This window comes from Facilibium subflavum (assembly GCF_003574485.1).
GTDB classification, from domain to species: domain Bacteria; phylum Pseudomonadota; class Gammaproteobacteria; order Francisellales; family Francisellaceae; genus Facilibium; species Facilibium subflavum.
The window spans coordinates 1-22,768 of sequence record NZ_QLIT01000136.1; the positions used below are offsets into that span (position 1 = coordinate 1).

12 protein-coding genes are annotated in these 22,768 nt (G+C 36.6%); 10 read left to right on the forward strand and 2 right to left on the reverse strand.

The window, feature by feature from the left end:
* The first annotated feature begins 91 nt into the window (after window positions 1-91).
* The 3 genes from DNK84_RS08455 (at window position 92) to DNK84_RS08470 (ending at window position 5,570) form a co-directional block, all read left to right on the forward strand.
* Window positions 92-574: a hypothetical protein gene (locus tag DNK84_RS08455; protein ID WP_119344102.1), complete on the forward strand. Its 483-nt coding sequence runs from the start codon at window positions 92-94 to the stop codon at window positions 572-574.
* Between the two features lie 257 nt (window positions 575-831).
* A complete protein-coding gene (locus DNK84_RS14330) occupies window positions 832-1,605 on the forward strand; it encodes a hypothetical protein (protein WP_162902325.1) in 774 nt (257 codons plus the stop codon).
* Between the two features lie 29 nt (window positions 1,606-1,634).
* Complete coding sequence (locus DNK84_RS08470; RefSeq protein WP_119344105.1) at window positions 1,635-5,570, forward strand: NHL repeat-containing protein; 3,936 nt, start codon at window positions 1,635-1,637, stop codon at window positions 5,568-5,570.
* A gap of 148 nt (window positions 5,571-5,718) precedes the next feature.
* On the opposite strand, the gene DNK84_RS08475 is transcribed toward DNK84_RS08470, so the two are convergent.
* Both DNK84_RS08475 and DNK84_RS08480 read right to left on the reverse strand, forming a co-directional pair.
* A complete protein-coding gene (locus DNK84_RS08475) occupies window positions 5,719-6,339 on the reverse strand; it encodes a hypothetical protein (RefSeq protein WP_119344106.1) in 621 nt (206 codons plus the stop codon).
* 71 nt (window positions 6,340-6,410) lie between these two features.
* The gene (locus DNK84_RS08480; protein WP_162902326.1) at window positions 6,411-7,205 is read right to left on the reverse strand and encodes a helix-turn-helix transcriptional regulator; all 795 of its coding nucleotides are present in this window, start codon (window positions 7,203-7,205) and stop codon (window positions 6,411-6,413) included.
* A gap of 372 nt (window positions 7,206-7,577) precedes the next feature.
* Here DNK84_RS08480 and DNK84_RS08485 point away from each other — a divergent pair, with 372 nt between their 5' ends.
* The 7 genes from DNK84_RS08485 to DNK84_RS08515 all read left to right on the forward strand — a co-directional run.
* Window positions 7,578-8,444, forward strand: coding sequence for a DotH/IcmK family type IV secretion protein (locus DNK84_RS08485; protein WP_119344108.1), 867 nt, complete (start codon window positions 7,578-7,580; stop codon window positions 8,442-8,444).
* Between the two features lies 1 nt (window position 8,445).
* Window positions 8,446-9,585 carry a DotG/IcmE/VirB10 family type IV secretion system protein gene (locus tag DNK84_RS08490; protein ID WP_119344109.1) on the forward strand — a complete coding sequence of 380 codons (1,140 nt, stop codon included), beginning with the start codon at window positions 8,446-8,448 and terminating at the stop codon, window positions 9,583-9,585.
* Window positions 9,586-9,650: 65 nt separating this feature from the next.
* Window positions 9,651-10,553 (forward strand): hypothetical protein, encoded by a 903-nt coding sequence (locus DNK84_RS08495; RefSeq protein ID WP_119344110.1) that lies wholly within the window; start codon window positions 9,651-9,653, stop codon window positions 10,551-10,553.
* Between the two features lie 22 nt (window positions 10,554-10,575).
* A complete protein-coding gene (locus DNK84_RS08500) occupies window positions 10,576-13,536 on the forward strand; it encodes an AAA family ATPase (protein ID WP_119344111.1) in 2,961 nt (986 codons plus the stop codon).
* Between the two features lie 135 nt (window positions 13,537-13,671).
* The gene (locus tag DNK84_RS08505; RefSeq protein ID WP_119344112.1) at window positions 13,672-21,189 is read left to right on the forward strand and encodes a DEAD/DEAH box helicase; all 7,518 of its coding nucleotides are present in this window, start codon (window positions 13,672-13,674) and stop codon (window positions 21,187-21,189) included.
* Window positions 21,190-21,368: 179 nt separating this feature from the next.
* On the forward strand, window positions 21,369-21,890 hold the full coding sequence (locus tag DNK84_RS08510) for a hypothetical protein (RefSeq protein ID WP_119344113.1): 522 nt from the start codon (window positions 21,369-21,371) through the stop codon (window positions 21,888-21,890).
* A 348-nt stretch (window positions 21,891-22,238) separates the two neighbouring features.
* Window positions 22,239-22,768: hypothetical protein (locus DNK84_RS08515; RefSeq protein WP_162902328.1), on the forward strand; the 530-nt coding region annotated here is incomplete at its 3' end.

Sequence of the window (22,768 nt, forward strand, 5' to 3'; positions counted from 1 at the left end):
TTAAACCGACCGCTACAGGAGCTACTCAAATGAGAAAATCATCGTGTACAGAGGCAAAAATTAAATGAAAATATAAATTAAGAGGTTTATTATGTCAAATGAGATATCATCTTTATTATCAACACTTCATCACCCAGTGACAAAATCGTTGGCTTTGAGTTTAAAACATTATGACATGGCTGAGCAAAATCCTGATGTGGCGGAAGATGCAAATGGTTTTGATAAGCATCAAAATGCATTTCAAGCACTTTGTCAAGTAGTACACAAAGATTGTAATATTACTGAAGAAAAAGATGCATCTTTGGGTGATAATATCACAATGACCACGATTGTTGATGATCTGGATGCAATATTTGATTTTGTAGAAAAAGAAAATAGTGCAATACCGCAGTCATTGGCGCAAATACAAGATCGGTTTTATAAGACCTATTTTGATGTGCTTTTTGAGCGTGTAGGTGGTTTGGATCATCATGCTTCAGCCTCACATGCGAACAACTGTGGTTTGTTTGAAAGCAGACAATATGATAAAGTCAATAAATCAGATGATATGGATAATAACGGTGATAAATTATAACATCATCTCATCTTTGCTATAGACTCTTACATTTATTTGCTCAACACTATTTTACACATTTCTGAAATTTTTGGGGCTCTCAGTAAACCGATTGGACTTGATGAGCTTGCCTTTTTTTATGCGGGCAGAATATGCTGGTTCAAATGTAAACAGCAATCAAAATACCGTATAAATCACTTAATATCGCGTAATTATACGCTTATTTTCTGCGCTTATATAAGTTAATATTTTGCAGAAAAAATTATATTGGTGTTTAAATGGATAAGATAATGCGGTGTTGTGGCCTATTTTTTACAGGTGTTTTTTTTCTTGTACCGTTTTCTTTTGCTGGTCAAGCTGGGGAAATGACGAGTGATGATTTTGTAAGTGCAGTATTCTCACAGGCAAATATTACGGATACACAGCAAAGCCAGTCTAAGGCAAAATGGTTTTATGTCAATGTTTACGGTGGTGGGTCATACCAGTCTTTCCCGAATACTGCGCAATCCAAGTATCAATCTTCCGGTGATTACTATGATATCTTTCAACCCGCAAGTCATTGGAATTTTTATTATGCAGCAAAGCTTGGTATCCGGCCGTTTGAATATTTATCCTTTGGGTTGGGTTATTGGAATGCTGGGACAAGTAGTTCAAATTTGATTTATCAAGCGGAGAATGGAGATAAGTTCAAAAATGGCCAGAGCCAAATGTCGTTTTCTGGCATTAATTTTTATACCACAGCCCATATTCCACTTTGGGGCAAGAGGCATGAATTACAGTTATCAGTAGGTCCTAGCATTATTCTTTCAAGCTTTGATCCTGAATTAACAGTTACAAAAGGCTTTGCTCAGGCGCTTAAGAAAACAAATAAGACCAATATCAGACCATTTATTGCAGCAGAATATCAATATATGCTTGGTGATGCTTTTAGTATTGGCGCGCAAGTGCAATATATTCTAGGTACAGGTAGCGATATTTCCGCACCGTATAATGGCGGCAGCTATATTCCAAGTATGTTGAATTTATCAGTGTCATTGGGATATCAGTTTTAAAAATATGCAGAAGTTGGAGAAATAAAAATATGAAGCAAAAACCGTTAATTTTAATTTTATCAAGCCTGTGTAGCGGTTTATTATTAACTGCTTGTCAATCTGGTGGTAGTGATTCTGGTTCTGATCAGCCTTCAGCAGGTGTTGTGTCAACAGCAGATTATGCCGTATTACCAAAAGTGATTGTACAAGCACAAACAAGCTATAAGCTTACGGATGTTAAAGTAAGTACCCCAAAACGCATTAATGCTATTGGTGCTGTACAAAATACCAGTGTCCAATTAGTTGATGCTAAATTTGATAATTTGCCTAAAGATCAAGTAGATTGGTTTTATGACCCTGCGATTTCAAAAGATAAATATTGCTTTAATGAGCAAGGTCAAGGGAAGACGTTAAAAGCGGATGAGACTTGTTATTTAAATTTACGGATAAAACCCTCTCAGGAGAAGGAAGCAATTAATGGTAACGTTAAACTATACCTACTGGGTAGCACTGAACCCAGCATTTCCATTCCTGTAAAAACACAGGTTGTAAAAAAAGAAGCCTTACCAGATATGGCTTCATTGGTAACAACCATTAACACCATGCCGGATTTTACTTTACAGTTGCAGATAGAAAACAACGCCAAATCAGATGATATTCAAAATGCAAAGATTGATTTTTCTAATATGCCCGATGATTTATTTGCCTTAATTGATAAAGACAGTCTTGTTGGGGAGGGTGTGAAGTGGGACAAAGAGAATCCACGGATACTTGTTTTACCGATGTTAATTCGGCCATCGGCAACACAAATCATTTCCTTGAAGCTTAAGAATAATGAGGCACTATCATTATTAAGTAAATATGCAAAGGATTTGCAAAATAACAAAGGCAAAGATAAAAGCCTGCCAATGATCCAGTTTACTGCCAGTGACACACAAGCAAACGAGAATAAGATTAACCTTGACTCAGCAAAAGCAAGCGTTCAGAATCAGCAAATTGTTGTGTATAAAAGGCAACCAAGTGTCACTAATGTGGCAATAGAGAATACAGGCGATATTGACTGGAGACTTCCTTATACGGCTTCTGATGGCTTTGAAATTGCTGCATCTGATCCAAGTAAAACAAGCAGTTTATCAGTTACTAACCCCAAAGGTGATAAGGCGAATGACAGCTGTATTGACAAAGGCGTTTTAAAGAAAGGGCAAACCTGCTATGTTGCAGTTAAATTAAATGACGCAGAGATTGATACGAGTGTGAAATATAGCCTTTTAATAAAACCACACCAAAATATGCTTTTTGCAACGAAAACACCAATTAAATTTGAGCAAGGACCATCTTCTAAGATGGTGTTACAAGACTCAATCAACTTTGCACCCAATGGTGAAGTACATTTTAAACTTCAAAATGATTCAGATTATGATATTACACATGCGGTAATTGATTTATCACATATGCCGGATGATTTATTTGCGATTATTAAGACAGATTCGCTACAACATGGCAGCTGGGATGCTGATAACAAAAAGAAAATCACATTTTCAATTCCTGCTAACAGTAAAGTTGATGTATCGTTTAAACTTGCCGATCAAGAGGCGATTGCTGTTTTAAGAAAATACTACCGTAATCTGGTGGAAAACCAAATAGATGCGCCAACAAAGAAAGATAAAAAAGCTGGCACAGAGGTAAGATTAAATTATGGTCAATCTGTGCCATTAATTGGTATTTCAGCTGATAATGCCGATAGTGTGGATTTACATAATAAAATTAAAGTTGCCATTGATCCAATATCTTTTGATAGCCTTGATATCGATAACCCAGGTGCAAAATCGATGCGTTTTGTTAACCACACCCAATCAGATATTACCATTGCTTATATGAAGAAAAACAGATTACCCGATGGGGTGAGTTATCACCAACCTTCAGAAGATAACGAGTGTAAAGAAGGGATGACAATCAAAGCTAATGAAGGGGCATGTGATGTGGTATATACTGTAGATCAAGATGCCTGGAGTGAAAATAATCAAAAGATTGAAAACCCTATGGTGATTGATTATGTCAGTGATGGTAAATCCTATTCAACGGCAGATTTAAATCCAAAGCCTTATATTAAGGTTGCACCTGTTGGTATTAACATTGTAAATGATAATATTGTTGTCGATAAAGGCACAACACAAAGCCCAACGTACACCAATGTTATGCTTGAAAACACGGGTAAATTTAACTGGCAACTGCCGGATAAGCTTGACGATGCCTTTAGTATCGGTCAAACAGGATCAAGCTATCCGGCAGGTTTGTCGATTGTGGCACCCAAAGACTTACCAGAAGGTGAAATAACTTGTGAGAGTGGTCAAGTAAAACCAGGTGAAAAGTGCACTATTGCAATTAAATCAGAAGACAGTAATATTGATGATAGTGCGCAGTATGTCTTGAAGGTGAAAGCACATAAAAATACCCGTACTGATATAGACAAAAGTTTTTCAATTAATGGTGCGCTTGCTGTTGGCATTTCACATGAGAAATGGCGAACATATCCTGCAGTAAAATCAATAAAAGTTACGAATCTTTCCGATAAAACGCAAAGCTTTAAGACCGACTTTGCAGATAGCAATAAGTATTTTCATATTTATAATGAAAGTGCTGATGAGAAGGTCTGCGATAGCGTTCACTGTCAGAGTTCATGTTTTACAAAAGGCCAGGATACAAGTAAAGAAAGTACCATTGCAGAGGGGAAATCTTGCTATATCTATGTCTATGGTAGTCAAAAAGACCTTGAGAATCCCTATCAAAGTCAGTTAAGCATTTTATATGGTAAAGCCGACAAAGATGGTGAACAGTATCAATATAGTAAAACGTTTACACTAAAAAACAGCACGACATTATATGAGTTATTTGCAAAAGATAATGTTATTAACCCAGTAGTATATAAAAATAAAGCTTGGCAAAAGCTAGAACTTGGTGTTAGTGATGATTACATGCCTTTTACTATGGTTAACGATCACTTAGGTCAATTATACCTGGGTGCTGTCAATACTAAAAGATTGAATGAGACGATAACTTTTTACTACAATAATGCTATGGCTAAAGAGCCACAGAAATTTGATAACCTCTTTAGTGTAGATTTAGAAATTGGCCCGAATAATGTCTTATATGCAATGGATAGTTCTAGTAACGTAATACGAAAGTATATTGACAATCCTGAGGAAAATAAGACAACGGCTATTGAGGTCTGGTCACAAGCGCAGGATAAGAAACAAAGAGGCGATAATTGGCGTTGGTCATATGGTCCTGGTGGTATTATTAAGATTGCTGTTGACCGTCAAGGAAGAATTTATTATTACTTGAGCACGAATGGAGATTCTCGTCATGCTATTAGTATAAGCCAACTGACGCCTTCTAACTCAGGTGAGTACAGTGCGCATTATTATAATATTCCAACTTTATCCGCAATTCGTCATGACCAAAGCACCCTAGGACCAGATAATAATATCTACTCTATGGGTGATGATAACAGTGATGATTATGTTATTAAACTAGATACACAAAAAGGAGAAGTTATTGAAGCATGGTTGCAACCCTCGGCAAAAATTCCGTATGGGGCTGAGCATAATAGTTCCTTGAAACAAATAACTTTTGATCCCAAAACGAATGATTTATACTTTTACTTTTGGAAGATGTCTGATAAAGATCTTTTCCAGTCTTTAATAAAAATTAAGCATCAGAATGTTATTAATGATACGCCAGCTTTTGAAGATATGACAAACACATTACTGCCATTAAAAGCATATGACTTAAGCTTATTTGCTGATGATAATGCTTTATATGCAGCAGTTTCCCAGTACCAAGATGGCCAAGCGATTTACAAACATCTAACCGATGATTCATGGCAGCTTGTTAACCAAAGTGATAGCGGGCTTTTCCCAGCTAAAAGTGATATAGGGAAAATCGCTATTATAAATGATTTATCAATTGCTGAGGCAGGCGTATAACCAATAAGAAAGGCTTAGAAAAAGGATAATTTTTTTAGGCCTTCTTCAGTTGGATAAGCCTTTAAATAAAATTTAACACGCAACAACCCTCACCCTTTGGTGTGCTATTTTCTAGTGCTAGGTCCATAGGGTAGCGCTACCAAAAGCTTTATTTATTTTGCTTAAATGTCACCTCGCTTTCAGGGGTGAAAATTTTTTCTTCAAATAATATGTTTGATTTATCTGAAGTGACTGACTCTGAGCTTAGATATTTTGAGCTTCCTGCAATCTTATACAGTTCAGTGTAAATGTTAAGTGCATGCGGCCGATAGTCAGGACAAGCAAATTTTTCTTGATAGGCGGTTAGTTTATTTTCATCTGAATAAGGCAACTCTCGACGTGCTAAAATGCTCAGATGATGCATAAATACCGTATTCCATGAGTGATACTGAAGCATGCCCTGTACGTTAAAGCTACCCAGTTTGGCTATCGCTTTTAAAAAGTTTTCTATTGCCAATATGGATGAACTTAACGGTGTCTCTAAATTTGTTGTTTGCGTTATTGCTTTTTTGAGTTTTTCGTAAGCTTGTAATGCGTCTGGGTAATATTTTGAGCTGTTGGTTATATTTTCATTTATGCATTTATTGATATAACTTTTAATGACTTTGTGAGATTGTTGTTGTACTTCAGCCTCAGTAAGCTTTATTGCTTCTTCTGCAATATAATAACCATTGGTATCTTGATTTGTTAAACATAAAAGAATGATTTTTGCCAACTGTGTATGATCCATATAATATTTACTCCTGATGATGTGTAAGCACTTTGATGGTACATCAAGCGTAAATAAAAAATATGTGGAATCTACCTGAATTCATTCAATATAAAATAACGCATGCTTTCGTGCATTTGTGTAATTTTTGCCGCAAGCTCTGCTTTGTTTTTACAGTATAATTTGTAACATAGATTAGAAATCGTGGTTTCAACGGTCCTGGGTGACCGGTTCAGTCTTTTAGCGATTTCCCTTGACTCATAATAGCCAAAATATAGCTGCTTAAAACAGCTAATCTCGGCTTTTGTGAGTTTAATCCCTGCTTGAGGTGGATATAGTTGCTTAAGGTTTAATGGAGAGATGTCTGTGGAGATATCAAAGGATAAATAATGTTTTTTTTCCGAGTTAAAGAGATAATTTTCCACTGCAAGCATACAAGACTCAATACAGTCGGTTTGATGGAGGCAGAAATGCTTATTTTGATCACAAGAAGAAAACTTAAACGAAAGTCGGCTAATAGAGCCATCCTCATTATATTTAAGATAAAATAAAACAATATAGGTGCTTTGTTTAAGTGAGTTAAGCACTTGATAGCTGGAATCTGGTTTATCAAGATGATGTTCTAGTTCATGATAAAAGAATAATTTTGGCAGTTTAAGTAAATTGCTGTAGAGAAAAGTTGGCTCTTTTGTGTAGTCTTTTGAAAGCCAAAGCTCATGAATTTCATGCTTGATAACAGGTAAGTCTACAACTTGATTATCGTGATAAACACGTGTGTACGATAACCCGGAAAACCCCAGTTTTTGCTTAAATGGGCTAACAATGTTTTGTAAAGCACGTTCGTGCTGATAGAAATATAGCTGGTGTACATCAATAATACTTGGCATAGTCATCCTAATAATAAACCAAAATGGATTATTTTTAATCTTAATTGATGTGTTTATTGTGCATATAGTGGGTTGTTTTTAAAACCGTAAAACTACGCAAAGTTACGTTGTTATTGCACTAATAAGTTGCTTTTGAAGATCTTTAATTGCGTGGATTCTCGCCAAAGCTTCGCTTTTTGGAAATGATCGTGTTCTGTGACATTGTTTTCACACGACCGAAACCGTTACTGGTTAGTCATAATTTTTAGATTGCGTAATTATACGCAATCTATTAGGCACTAATTATTGTACTATACGGCCTGTAAATCATATTGTGATGTTTTCATCGCAAGGTAAATACATGTTTTTAGATCCAATGGGGCATGCTAAATAATGATGAAAATTTATAATCGGATATGCTTTGGTATCGTTTTTGCACTAGGGGTGAGTGTAACAGCCTTTGCAAAAACAGATTTAAAAGAGGTAGCATTACAGGAAGCCATGGCGCAGGTTTATCCATTATCTCCTGCACAAATAAAAGATATTAAAAAAATTGGCAAGGAAAACGAAAAAGCAAATTTTGATGAGCTTGAAGAACCCGTATCACGAGATATACCAGTAAATGTTTTACCATCACAAATGAAGGAGCCGACCTTGATTCGTTTATCAGGACAAGGGATTACCTCGCTGCAGTTCAAAAGTTTAGATGGCGAGATCTGGCCTGTTGAGCAATATAATATTGCCAATTCAAACCAAGTGGATGTGATGGCAAGTAAAAATAATCGCATTTTAATGCTTAAAGCAAAACAGAGCTATTTTGATAGCACAATGGTTGTAATTTTAAAAGGTTTGGATACACCGATTACCCTTCGGTTAGTAAATTGGCAAAGCCAGTGGGACTATGCTGTTTTTTTGCGCATTCAAGCCTATCAAAATAAAGCAAAAGCACAAGAAAGGTCTGCACCAAAAGCTGCACCTGATTATCTAATGGCATTGCTAGGTGGTGTACCGCCACAAGGCGCAAAAAGGCTTTTGGTTAAAGGGGATAAAGATACAAGTGCCTGGGTTTATGGTGGAAAGATGCTGCTGTTAACCCAGGCGACACTTCTCTCACCTCAGTATCAAGCTAAAATGGATGATAAAAACTACCATTCAACAACCCATGCTTATGAACTGCCATCTGTAACACCAATTGTTTATCTCAGTAAAGCTGGCAGGCAGATAAAGCTTGAAATTACTGCTGATTCAAAGGAAGCTTAACATGAAAAAGTTTAAAGATTTTATTAAGCGGCTTTGGGCAATCCCCAGAGTTCGCATATTGATTATTGCTGTTTTTATACTATTTATTTTGGTAATTCTGATGAATCTGTTCTCTGCAAAACAGGTCGTAAATTCAGAGGTAGAGGATTCTGATGTATATGTTCCAGGGTTGAACTTAAAATCACAGGCTAATTATAAAACATTACAGAACAAATATGTTCATCAGCAGGCAAATAAGGCACTTCAAGATGGTAATAGCTATTTTGCAATGGGCGATGAAAAAGATCCTGAAAAGCATGAGAAAGCAGTAAATAAGCCTCAGGAAAAACAGACATCGCCAACTGATTACCTTGAGGAACATGAAACAAAAAAACCTGGGTTTTTTGAACGTAAGCTTCAGGAGAATCAGCTGTCAGCAAATCAAAGAGAGGCACTTAATCTTTATAAAAATCAATTAGCGAATCAAATAAAGTCGGTTACTTCGAAGCAAAATGTGCAAGCATCCAGCTCAATTCAGTCAGTGACATTAGCAGATTCATCAAGTGATCAAAAAGACTTTAGTCCCTCAAAGTCAGCGGATTATAAAACAGCAGACTACAAAGCAGGAAGTGTTATCTATGCAGTGATTGATACAGCCATTAATAGTGACCAGCCAAGCACACCTGTGCTGGCAACTGTTGTGACCGGGCCTTATCGAAATGCTAAATTATTAGGCGGTTTTACACGAGAAGATAAGCGTTTAGTGATTAAATTCACCAGTATTTCAATTGACGGTGCCAAAGCCAGCACACCAATCAGTGCTTATGCGATTGATGCAAAAACGGCACAAACAGCGCTTGCTTCTGATGTGGATAATCATTATATGTTAAGGTACGGCAGCTTATTTGCCTCGGCTTTCTTAGATGGTTTTGGGAATTATTTCACCTACAGTCAACAACCAAGTCCATCCATCTGGTTTGATTTTAATTATCAAAGACCACCGCCAACCGTTAAAGATGCAGCTTATGCAGGCCTTGGCAAAGTCGGTCAAGCAACAAGTCAGGCAATGCAGGCGCAGTTTGCTCGTCCGCCAACCGTTACGGTTGATCAAGGTACAGCTGTTGGGATTTTGCTGATGAATGATTTAATTATTAATGAATAGCTTGTTAATAAGTCTAGCTAATAAAATATTTTGATTCAGATATTACGCATAAATGGGAGAAAACCATGCAACAAGACGAAAATTTAACTGACAAGAAACATAAGGATGTTGTCGATCAGTCAAATGAAAAAGTAGGTTTAGCACAGGATAATGGTGAGCTTAATGCTATACAACATGACGATATGCCTATAGAGGATACTTCAGTTTCTACGAATAAAACAGAAGAGGCACATTTTGATTCTGATCAAACAGAGAGCGATGAAGCAGAAAATGAGAGTATTAGCGATTGGCGCAAAGCAAAACGTAAGTTTCAACCGATATGGCTTGTGTATGGGTTTGGCGGGTTGCTGTTGCTTTATGGTGCTTATAACCTTATGAGTGGTTATTTCTCGCGCCAGGCTGTACCGGTAAAACCAAAGCCTCAATATAACACCTTACCTGCGACAACGTTTCATTCAAGCGATCTGGAGGCATCGGATACGCAAAAAAAGGAAAAAGATGCAATTGCTTTATTTGATGAAAAGTTACAAGCAATTGATCAAAAGCTTGCTGCAGTTGATCAGTATCTAGTTAAATTATCAGATAATCTTCAGAAAAATAATCAAATACTGCAAGAACTTGATAAATCGCAGCATAAAACTCTTGCTAAGTTTAATACCTTTTTAGCTAAAACAAACGATGAAGCAGGGGGTAAAATAATCAAAGAGATCATCGCAACACAATCAGCACAGTCTTTAAAACTGGAAGCGATTCAAAATAGCATCAATAAGCTTCAATTGGTGAAGTCATCGATTATCAACCCATTGAAACTTACGGCAGTTACCGATGAATATGCATGGCTTGGTGATGAGAAAGGGCGTATTTTTTCTGTTGCCCCAGGTGAGATGCTTAAAGGCTACGGAAAGGTGCTTAAAATTGATCAAAAAGCCAAGAAAGTATACTTATCTTCTGGGTATGTATTTGAATAAATTAAACTGATCAGGTTATTTTATGTCAATGATACAACATATATATAAGACAGTTGATGAGTTTTTTGCCTGGATCAGTACGAGCTTAAAACAGGATGTGTTTAGTTATTGTGATTTAGAAACGGCAGATGATGAGACAACTTTAGTCAGTAAGTCAGGTGAGCTTGTTTCTGTATTTCAAATCGATGGCTTTCGCAGCATTATTGGTGACGAGGAATTTACGCATATCAGTAAACGACTGTTTGATCTCTTTCAGTCTATTTTTAATAAAAAAGGGCATTCGCTACAAATTACTTTTTCATCTGATCCTTTAGAAAATAGCTCAGATATAGATAAGCTGATTAGTTCAGCACAAGGTGCAGCAAAACAGGCTGGGATGGCACTTGATGACTTATATGTTTCAAAAGGCAAAAAGCTTCAAAATTATGTCTCTCAGGAGAGATGCTATTTGATTATCTGGACGACAAATAAAGTCTTTCCCGGAAGTGTTGATAAAAAAATAACCAAAAAACATGGGAAGAAATTTAAAAAAATTAATCTGCCTTATGCCAATAATGCACAACAGGTTTTTTTGGTTACCCCTGAGCTTCGAAGTGTGCATCGGGCATTGGTGAGCCATATGCTGGAGAGTATTAAAAGCATTGGTTTTGATATTACATTACTCTCAGCTCATGCGGCGAGTCACTGCATACGAAAAAATATCTCACCGACAAAGACATCTTCTGACTGGCAGGCACATCTGCCAGGTGATTGTTTGTCTTTTAATGAGATTGAAGACTTTTCAGATATCTCAGCTTTTTTATGGCCAAAACTTTGTGAGCAGGTGATTCCAGGAGAGGCCAGAAATATCAATAACCAAGTGGTTGAAATCGATGATTATATTTATGCACCGATGGTGATTGAATTATTTCCGAAAAGCATACAAATATTCTACACGCTTTTTCGCCAGTTAAAAGAGGCAAATATTCCATGGCGAATTGCCTATTCCATAAAACCTCAAGGGATGTCTGTAACACAAAGCAAAGCGTTTTTAGCGCAATTTTTAACCTTTGCCTCAGCACATAACAAAAGACTGGTGAACGCCCATCAGTTATTGCGTCACTATCATGATAACAGTGATGATCCTGTGATACGTTTTTCTATTTCTTTGGTGAGCTGGGCGCCTAAAGGGAATATGGAGCAGCTGGTGCAAAATGCTGCACAATTGATGCAGATTGTACAAAGTTGGGGTGGGGCTGAGGTCACAGGGTTTACAGGAGACCCAACGGCTGCATTTTTCTCTACTGTACCTGCAGCAATGGAAAACCCCATTGCACCCTATACTGCGGCACCTTTAAGTGATGCAATTGAAATGCTTCCCTTGGTTAGACCTGCCTCACCCTGGGAGTCAGGGGCTGCGATATTTAGAACAAACGATGGCAAGCTTTGGCCTTATCAGCCAGGTTCATCATTACAAATAAGCTGGATTGATCTTGTGTTTGCCCGTTCAGGGTCAGGGAAATCGGTGTTGTTGAATACATTAAACCTTGCGTTATGCCTTTCTCGTGGGATTAGTGATTTACCCTTTATTTCAATTATCGATATTGGGCCATCAAGCCAGGGGTTTATCTCTTTGGTACAGGAGTCATTACCCGTATCAAGACAGGATCAGGTGATGTATCATCGCTTTCAGATGTCTGAAAACGATAAAGTAAACCCATTTGATACCCCTTTAGGTTGCAAGCATGCCCTGCTGTCACATAAAAGCTTTTTAATTAATTTTATTTGTTTGTTATTGACGGAGAAAGTGCATGCAAGCTTGCCTGAAGGTATGTCTTCGATGGTGAGTTTAATCGTCGATCAGGTGTATTTGTTTTGCGCGGATGAAAAAACAGCTAAACCTTATGTTGAAGGGGTTAACCTAAAAATTGATGCTGCATTAAGGCCATTGATATCACAAACCTTACGACCTCAAAGCTGGTGGGAGGTCGGTGAGATTTTATTTGTTGAAGGACATATCGAGCTTTCACGGCTTGCACAAAATTATGCAACACCTGAGTTATCAGATACGGTTACCGTAGCAAATTTTCGCGTGGTAGAAGATCTGTATCGAGACAGCAAGCTTCAAAGTGGTGAGGATTTTATTTCTTATTATTGCCGTAGTATTTCCTCTATTATCCGTCAATACCCAAGTTTAATTGGTGAAAGCCGGCTTAATATTGGTGATGCCAGGATTATTGCAATGGATATTGAAGGTGTTGCAAGCGCTGGCAGTGACATTGCGAATAAGCAAACTGCTATTGCGTATATGTTGGCAAGGCATGTGACTTCTGCCCATTTTTTTCATAAGGCAGATGACTTTAAAAATGTAAATCCCGTATTTAAAAACTATCATCTGGCACGTCTGGAAAAAGATGGCACGCAAATTAAAAAAATTGTTTATGATGAGTTTCATCGAACCGCCGAATGCCAATCCACAAGGCAGCAGGTGGTGACAGATATGCGTGAAGGAAGAAAACAAAATGTGCAAATATCACTGGCTTCACAATCATTATCTGACTTTGATAAGCTGATGATTGAATTTGCTACCTCAATTTTTATTATGGACTCAGGTAGTAAAATCAGCATTGACCAGATCAGTGAAACCTTTGGTTTAAGCGCGATTGAGCGTTATGTTTTGCAGTATCGCGTTCATGGACCAAGTGCGCATGGTGCGTCATTTTTAGCACGTTTTATCACACAAAAAGGTACCTACACACAGCTGTTAAACTGCACCTTAAGTGCAATTGAGCTTTGGGCGTTTAGTACGACAAAAGAAGATGTGATCGTGCGAGAAAAACTCTATCAACTACTAGGTGCGGTTAAAGCCAGAAGTGTTTTAGCTGAGCGATTCCCACAAGGCAGTGTTAAAGATTATATTGCTTTTCGATTAAAGCAAGATGATACATTAAATGTAAAACAGGTGTTAGATGAGATTGTCTATGAATTAGCTGCTTTAGAGTAAGTTTATTTTTCAGTTTCAGGGGTTTTACGGTATTTCCTTGATCTGTTTTTATATAAATTAAATGGTATATTGCTTGTCATTGCCTGATGACTTGGTATTTAGCAGTTCAGGCTTTAAATTATAGGAGAAATGAAAATGGGGAAAAGTACTATTGAATACGCATTCGGGGAATTGAATGAAAATGGACCGCTTGATAAATCAGAGCTTGAATGGAAGCAGGCTGATCTTGATTTACCTGATGAGTTTGAAGAACTAATTGAAATAGTTACCTCTACAGATAAAGCTGTTAATCATGATAGGCAATCTGAGCTTATTATGGCATGCACAGAGAAACTCAACACGCTCAAAAATCAGGCTCTTGAATTAGCTAATAAAATTAGCGAAGCAACCAGCAATAAAAAAAAGATATTCTTTGAAAAATCACAGTTAACACGCTTGGGTGGTATATTTAAAACACTTTCATGGGTTGATACTGAATTTGAATTGAATGATAGTGTTCAAAAACTTCAGGATGAAGCTTGCTTATATATGTTGGAAGAAGGTGTTTTGGAAATTGCGTTACCATTAAAAAAAATGCATACTGCAATAGATAACTTAGGTGAGATCGAAATTGAACTTAATCAAAATAGCCGTTTAAATTTACAGCAACAGCAGCAACAGCAACAGCAGCAACAGCAACAGCAACAGCAACAGCAACAGCAACAGCAGTATCTTACTTATCCAAAGTTTAATAATAAAAAAGATGGTGCTGTACTTGCTTATGATGAGGCATTAGGAAATACAAAAGTCAAATCTGTTTCTCAAAGGCTTCTTGATCGTTTACCCGAGGGGGTTAAACATGATGGTTCAAAGCTGAATGACTTTTTTCAAGCGCTAGAAATAGATAAGCTTCCAGTAAATATTGAGATAAAGAGGTTAGTGGATGGTTTTGGTAATAATCACCTTGTATTAGATGTTATTGATGAAAATATAGAAATTAAACTGGATGCTCATAATGTTATACAAAGACCTTTCTTCTTTAGTTATCAGCCTGTAGTTGCAGGTAAGGAGGCGCCAAAAGCATTGTTATCTGCATTTATGAATTTGGCGCGTAAAGCTGGTAATTCTAATGCATTAGAAGAAAATTGGTATAAGCAATTTGGTGATTTGTATCAAAGTGGGGCAATTTCTGAAGAAATGCTACCAGAATTGACGCGATTAGGTCGTGCAATAGATAATGGTGCTCTTTACTATCCAAGGCAAATTTTAGCCGCATATCAAAAACTGCCAGTTGGAACAAATAAACAGGAGATTGAGAAGCTTATAGGGAGTAAACATAGCTGGTCATTTGTATATCACAGCTCTGGTATTAATGTTGATGACACTAATGAGAAGCTCGTGCCCGATAACGAGAAGATTGTTTACAAAAAAATATTCAAAGAGAAATACTTCCGAGAGTTAATTTTTTCAGCGTTGAAAACATCTAACGATACTAAGAACCAGGTCGAATCACTTTTAAAGGCAGCTAATGGAGCTGATACTAAAATAAATTCAATGGATATCTATGCAAGCATGCAAAGGCTTGAGCATAAAATCCTATCTCACCGTGACAAGCTGTCTGATTTAAAGCTAAACTTACAGATGTTAGACCAGGACAACGTGAATTTCGAAGCGTTTTTGATAAATGTGGATCAACAAATTAATCAGCATTTAAACTTAACCAATGCATTTGATGATAAAAACAACCCTTTAGCGAATATAGCAATAAGTTATTTTGATCAATTTTCAGATAATTTTTTTGATTCGTTAGATTTGGGTATTATGTATAAAGGAGTAATCAAAGCGCAAGCCAAATCTCAGCTGTATCAGTATAAAATAATCGGTAATGAAAACCCTAAAACTGATGAGATTGGTGTTAAGTTAGAAGATAGTCAACTGAAATGCACGATAAAGCATGGTGATGAGGTGAAGACGATTAACCTTCAGCCACAAGATTTTCCAAAACATATTGATATTACTACATTTAAAAGCCTTGATGAGACTAAAAAATACCAAGTCTATATTATTATCGCGCTGGCGGCTAAGAATGAGATTGAACTAAGCTCAGGTTTGAAAGAGATTAAAGCATTGTTGGATGCTAGCGAACAAAGCGCAGATGAATTTTTACTGAATTTTCAACAGATCAAGAGCAATAGTTTTGACCGGCTGCGCGAGCAGTTTAAAATCGATGCATTAGATTTTACCAACATTGATAAAGCGCAAGCGCTTGAAAAACAAATAAGGCAGAAATTAAGCGCCCAGCTTATTACAAATGATGATGATTTTGCTACAAAATCTGGTAAAAATCATCTCATTGAAAAATTTGTTAAGCAGATTATTGCTACAGCCGAAAAAACTAATCTGGATGTTGCAACCAAAGATGGGTTTATTCGCGCTTTTAACCAGTTTTGTGAGAATACGCATCACAATACATTGCAGAAGCTATCAGCACTTAAGATAAATAAAGCAGACAATAAAGCGCAAGAAGCTGTAGATATGCTTGAGCAAAAGATTGCCAATACAAATAGTGACGCTTCCAATCCTAAGCAAAATGCGCGTAATTTGCTTATGACATTGATTTTGAATTATATCAAAAAACAGCTTAATGAAGACAGTACTGCCGATACGCTTAACAAACCTGATTCGGCAAATGCCAATGATTTTGATAACTTATTAATTTTGCTATCTGCAGCCAATCTGAAGACAGCTCTAACAGACGACTTTAAAAAGTTATTGGAGAATGAAAATAATTTACAAAGGCTGATTGATATCGCCAAAGAAAATAAGCAGATTATAATTGATCGTCCTGAGCAAGCATTAAAGTACTGGGGAGATCATTCATTTTTAGATGAAATGGATAATAATAAATCAAAGGTACTTGCCTTAGAAGTGATTTCCAAGCTAAGGGATAGCGGTGTTAGTATCGAGCATATTAATAATAACGAAGGCAAGCTGAAAGATACCTCATTATTATTAAAATTAAATCAGTATGAGTTAAATAAATTTAACCAAATTGAGCTTGAAACGTTATTAACACATGCTGATATTTTAAGCGCAAATCATTCGCCTGAGAAAACAAAAGGCATTTTAAAGGCGATTACATTGGTGGCGCCAACGCTTAAATCTATGGGGAATACAGATCAAAAAGATGCCATTCATCTCTTATCACTGCTTATTGGTTATGATAAAGAAAATTTTAATGAAGCTGCACTGATTGGTTATTTTAAAGCGCTTAATAAGTATGATTCTTTGTCTGATTTAATCCGACAGGTTGAAAAACATCAAATAAGCTTATCGAGATTGAATAAAATCTGCGAAAATACAAATGATGTCAAAGATACCTTAGAAAAGGCATTGATTATTGACCCATCAAGACAGTTATTAGATGACAAAAATGATATTAAGCCAGCATTTTTGAACGACGTTTCTGAATTGAGTGATGCGAGTCTAAAGAAGCTTAATAAAATAACAGATCTTGCAGAGAAGCAATTTATTTCTGGTGATGAAAGGCAGCGTTTAATCGATAATATCAATGCAGTAAGAGCAGCAACAAAGCAATATATTGCCGATGATGCAGTGGCCTTAAAAGATAAATTGGCTGATAAAAATCTATCCGATGTTGAAAGACTTGGTATTTTAAATGTTTTGGTTTATCGGGATAAAGTGACAGCAGAAAAGCCAGGTTACTTTTTAAGAGACACACAATTAATGGTATTAGTGTATGACTTAATACTCAATTCCAACCCTGATCAAACGATTCAAAATGGGATTAAAACAGGGCAGGGGAAATCACTGATCAGCGCGGTGATGGCAAGTTTCCTAGCCTCTAAAAACCCAGATGATGCCGTTGATATTATTCAAACGACAGAGCCTTTGGCACGGGCGCATTATGATGAGTTTAAAAACTTTTATCAAAGCGCTGGTGTTAATTTTAATCTCGTCACAAAAGATGTCAGTGATAAAAATATGAGCCCTGTCAAACAAAAAGGCATTAATTTTGGCACCCCACTGAATATTATTAGCACAGATGCTAAATCAAAATCAAAAATTGAAAATAAAGGGCTTAAAACAACGGTTATGGTTAAAGGGCTTAAAACAACGGTTATTGTTGATGAGTATGACCTCTTTATTAATGACAGCTCTTATTATCTTGGCACAAGTGATAAGCCAAAAGCGTATGATGAACATTACCTGCAAATGATCAATATTCTGATTGATTTTATTGATCAGCAAAAAATTGAAAATAATAAGCTTGTGATTAAGCCTAAAGCACTTATAAATTACTTTCAAACCAAAACACCAGATGCTAAGGCTAAAGAGGCATTAATAACGCTTTTAAATGGCGATAAAAAAGCATTGAATGTACTATGCCAGGCAATTGTTGACACAAAAAAGCTTATGCCAAGCGATCAACATGACAGTACTTATATTGTTGATACAGCAACACCGGAAACCTTTAATGGTCAAAAATACGCACAACTTATTCCAATGAAAAACAGCATCCCGCAGGTAGGGATGAGCTTTACCAAAGCTGTTGATTTAATATTGCGAGTTAGGGTCAACCAGGAACTTATTGCTAAAAATGGTAAAGATTCAATGCAAGTGCGCATTATTCGCCCCAATGATCCAGAAAGTGTTAATACCTTTGCATCTTATGCAGCTGGAAAAAATGTTTATGGGCTTACAGGCACACCTATTCCCGCAGATAGAGATAAGCATGTAGAATTCCCAGAATTTACAGACTCTCAAAGACAAACAAAAATATTTTTTACGCGATATCACAATGGTGATCTTAACAAACAAAAAGAAGAGGCCAATAAGCTTATTCAACAAAAAACGGCAGAACTTTCTAAAGACAGAAACTTAATTATTCACGTGCGTAATGAAAAAGAAGGTCAGCAACTTGAAGCTTTACTAAAAGAAAAAGGATATGAGATCAAAGGTTATTACGGCAGTAAAGCCGATAGCGAAAGTAAGCGTCATGCTGATAATGAATCAGCAATTGATTTTGTGAATCCAGCTAAAAATGGTGGTAAGTCAAATAAACGTGTTTTGATTACTTCAGTGTTGAATCGAGGATCAGACTTTGCTGCAGGTAAAGTCAATGAATTAAAAACTTACTTTAATCCAAATAAAGAAGATATGGAAGGCTCGTTAGAGCGGCTGATTCAGGAAATAGGACGCGTTGCCAGAGCAGGCTCTGAAGGCAGTGCGCATTGTGTTATCGAGTTTAATGAACTGTATCACCTGCTCTATCGACATGTTTTCTCAGTTGGTGTTATTGATCTTGATTATTTACAGAAGCTTGCAAAACAAGAAAACCCAGATTTATTATTAGATACCTTGAAATATCTTGCCCAATATACAGATGAGCTAAGGGTGTCTAATAGAGAATTGCATGCACAAAAATCAGCGCTACTGTCTTTATGTAATGAGAAAATTTATGCCTCTGAATTAACTGAAGATAACAGGGCAGCAATAACCGATTTCTTGCAAACAACAATGGAGAATTTGACATTAGATAACCGTGAAAAAATTATAAATCAAATCAATACTGAATTTAAAAAATATCAGGTGCCAGAAATACAAGATTCAGTCTCCCATGAATGGGTAACTGAAGCCGATGCTGGGCAACAGGTAAAGCAGATGATTTTTTCAACCATAAAAGGCAAGTTATTAAGCAATGTAGAGGAAAAACATCCGAAATATCAAAAATTTGAAGAAGCCCATGACCTTGATGCGTTAATTAAAGCCGCAAAAGGCAATTGGAATGGGAAGGGGGAAGCGCCTGGTACATTGCAGTATATTTATGCACAGTTCGCCAATAAAGCGCTTCTTTCACTGCTGGATACACAAGATAAGATATTCTTACAGGTGAAAAGTCAATTAATTCAGGAAGTTTATAAGCGTGATCAGCTTCATCCAAAATTAGTTGATTTAGTTTCTGCGCATCATTTACAAGCATTGATTATAGCGGCTTCAGGAAGACAGACCGTTGGCAGTGTAACACCTAAAACGCTAAAGGTGCTGAAAGGAATATTACAACACAATGATCTAAAGGATTATTTACAAGTAAAAGGGATCCCAAGTGATTTTGATACGGTCCAATTACTTGAATATGCAAATAAGGGCTATGTGACACCGATATTAAAAAACACAGACATTTATAAAGCATACAAAGCCTACTATCAGGATAAAAATATTAAAAAAACATCCCCAAAGCATGATAACCTGCGTATATCTACCATAAATGCTGCAGCAACTGTGGAACCTTTGTTGCAAGCGCTTGTTAAAGAAATGCAGGCATATAAACAAGGTCAGCTGTCACGAATAGTGAAATTGTTAGCAAGCTCAGGCTATAAAGAGCTGATCGTTCACGCAATGAAAGCTTATGCGGTGGAGAAAAAGGTAGCGACTACGATCAACCTTAATAAAGAAAGCGGCATAGAAAATGATACAATCAACCAGAAGTTGTTACCGCTTTATGCCTTTTTAGCTGATCATAAGATTTCTTTAGAGCAATTTATCCGGGAACTAGAGGAAATGCCAGAGGATATGGTCGAGCTAAATCATAAATTTGGCGAGGTAAATAACAAGCATTTTAATTCAGTAAAAGATACAAAAGAAAAGCCGTCAAATAATTTTATTTTTGAGGAATTAAAAGAAAAAAACAGCAGGTACATAGAAGTTGATAACACAGGCAAGGGTAACTGTGGATATTATGCTTACGCTCATGCCTTGGTGATGTGGTTAAGAGCACAAGATAAGGATACTGTCGCCAAAGTTTTTGATAAATTACAGCTAAATTTACAAGATCAAAACGCGCTAAAAACTATTCTGGTTAAAAACACCCTGAATATAGGTAAAGGACAGAATGACAACCAAAAAATTGAAGAAATTCTGGGGGCAAAACTAAGAGGGTTGACAGCCGATAAAATTATAGATGAACTAGCTGTCGATAATGTGAATGACTCAGAAGTTTTTGCTGTGCTTAGCAATATTGCAAGAAAAGAATTATACAATACAAAAAAGGCTAATGAGCATTTGCTAGGTGGCGATCCAAATCAAGTTTCTTATTTATACACCGGCAGTTTTATGTTAGAGGAGGGTTTGTCTGGCTTGATAGAGAGGTTTAAGGGAAGTATAGTTGAAATTGACACAGCTAACGCTCAAGATCAAACAGCAATGGATAAACTTATTTTTGGTTGTATTAAGCAGTTTCTTCAAAAAGAGGAGAATAAAAACGTAATACATAACCATATTAATACAAATTACAAATGGGCGACAGAGCAGGAGTTATTAGCGCTACATAGATATATAACTGGTGATAAACGAGTTAAAGCAGAAGATGGGCGCTGGTATGAGCATCAGGATATTCCTATCAGTTTTTACTGTATTCAAAAAGATAATACTAATAATCAATACATAAATAAGAGCACTGGACAGGTTTTTGATCCTCAAAAAGAAGAAGGGATTGTTATTGAGAATAAAGGCAATTACCATTGGCTTACGCATGTGAACAATAGTCACATTAAAGAGGAAAATAAATGCCTTTCTAAGGATGATGCTAACAGTGAACTTTTTTATAACAAGAGATTGCAGTTAGAACCCCCAAAGCTTAGCAAGAATTTATAAAAGCTTTAGGTATCCAGGTCAAATAGGTTGTGTATAGGTCATCTTGAATAGATGACCAGCCAGCGGTTAGTGCTATAGAGCCTATGTTATGATATAAGCGTAATATTACGGTATTATTAGATTTCTAAGTTTACTATAATTGTTATTAATAATGACAAATATGTTTCATGAGAAGCGCAATGAAAAAACTATTATCAGCTAGTATGTCAGCTTTGTTTATAAGTACTGTAGCATTTGCGGATATGCCGAATACTTTATTAAAACCGATGGCTTATCGCTTTTTTTTGTCTCAGACAAGCACAAAAACGTCACCAACAACCTTTCACTGTACTGTGAAATTAGTATCGCAAAAAAAACCACCATGTAGTCCTGATGGAGCAAAGTGCCAGGCAGTGCAAGTTATTATGATGAATCACGGGCAAAATATTCAGGGGTTTCGTGGTAATAATTCAGATAATCTAAGCTCCCTTGGGCATGGACGACTAGCGCTTACGGCAACAGAGCTGAATAAGTATTATTTTGAATCCTATCACGATGCGGATCCTGGTTATGCTGAGCAGTCAGGTTATGTTGATATTATGGTGGCCTGGCCTAATGCAAAAGTTTATTGTGCTCCCGGGAAAGGGTATGTTGAGCCATTAGAATTAAATATTCCTGATAAAAAGCAGCCAAGGTTAGTGGTTCCTGGCGATTTTGGATAGTCGGTTAATGCAGTTTGCTTCTAGTTCCCATTTATAGAACTGGTGTTTAAATTAAATGTTTTTGCTAGATGTCTTTGGGTGTTTTTATTTTTAAACCGTTTTTATCGTGCTTTTTATAAAGCTATTTAAAAGCATATTGCCAAACCGAAGTATTATTTGAAACATAAATGTATATCACCTACCGCATAATGTTCAGATGATAAAAAAAATCATATACTTCACAATAAATCAACCATTTCAAAGCAAAATTCATGCTTGTGGTTATAATTACGTAATTTTACGCTTATTTTTCAATCTCGTATTAATTATCATACGGCCAATCAATGATTGTAAATAGTAGTGGGTGGTATGAGATTGCATAAAATGAAAACGGTTGTATTTATAGGTGTTTTTTTTCTGATAAACCTTGTATTTGCCGGGCAAGATGATTATATGACAAATAAGGATTTTGTAAACTCCGTACTTTCTCAGACAGATACATCGGATAACAGCGTAGATCAACAGTCAACAGGTTGGTTCTATATCAACGTTTACGGTGGTGGGTCATATAAAAGTTTTCCACAGGCAAAACAGGTTGAATTGCAACCATGGGGATCCGATGATGTTTACCAGCCAGCAAAGCGCTGGTCTTCTTATCTTGCTATAGAGTTTGGTGTTCAGCCATGGCGCTACCTGTCCTTTAGCGTGCGGTATTGGGATGCAGGAAGCTCAAGTGCTGCGTTAGATAATGATAATGGCGTAGTTATACAATCAAATGGTGAAAACAATATGGCTTTTTCTGGTGTTGATATAGCGATGCGCGCGCATTTTCCTATACCAAGCATTAATAGTGAGATTCTATTATCAACAGGTCCTAGTGTTAATGGCACTAAGTTAAG

Coding starts and splice junctions, on each gene's coding strand:
- DNK84_RS08490 (WP_119344109.1), top strand. CDS start 8,446: ATGAAAAAGTTTAAAGATTTTATTAAGCGGCTTTGGGCAATCCCCAGA.
- DNK84_RS08455 (WP_119344102.1), top strand. CDS start 92: ATGTCAAATGAGATATCATCTTTATTATCAACACTTCATCACCCAGTG.
- DNK84_RS08505 (WP_119344112.1), top strand. CDS start 13,672: ATGGGGAAAAGTACTATTGAATACGCATTCGGGGAATTGAATGAAAAT.
- DNK84_RS08510 (WP_119344113.1), top strand. CDS start 21,369: ATGAAAAAACTATTATCAGCTAGTATGTCAGCTTTGTTTATAAGTACT.
- DNK84_RS08480 (WP_162902326.1), bottom strand. CDS start 7,205: ATGCCAAGTATTATTGATGTACACCAGCTATATTTCTATCAGCACGAA.
- DNK84_RS08475 (WP_119344106.1), bottom strand. CDS start 6,339: ATGGATCATACACAGTTGGCAAAAATCATTCTTTTATGTTTAACAAAT.
- DNK84_RS08485 (WP_119344108.1), top strand. CDS start 7,578: ATGATGAAAATTTATAATCGGATATGCTTTGGTATCGTTTTTGCACTA.
- DNK84_RS14330 (WP_162902325.1), top strand. CDS start 832: ATGGATAAGATAATGCGGTGTTGTGGCCTATTTTTTACAGGTGTTTTT.
- DNK84_RS08495 (WP_119344110.1), top strand. CDS start 9,651: ATGCAACAAGACGAAAATTTAACTGACAAGAAACATAAGGATGTTGTC.
- DNK84_RS08470 (WP_119344105.1), top strand. CDS start 1,635: ATGAAGCAAAAACCGTTAATTTTAATTTTATCAAGCCTGTGTAGCGGT.
- DNK84_RS08500 (WP_119344111.1), top strand. CDS start 10,576: ATGTCAATGATACAACATATATATAAGACAGTTGATGAGTTTTTTGCC.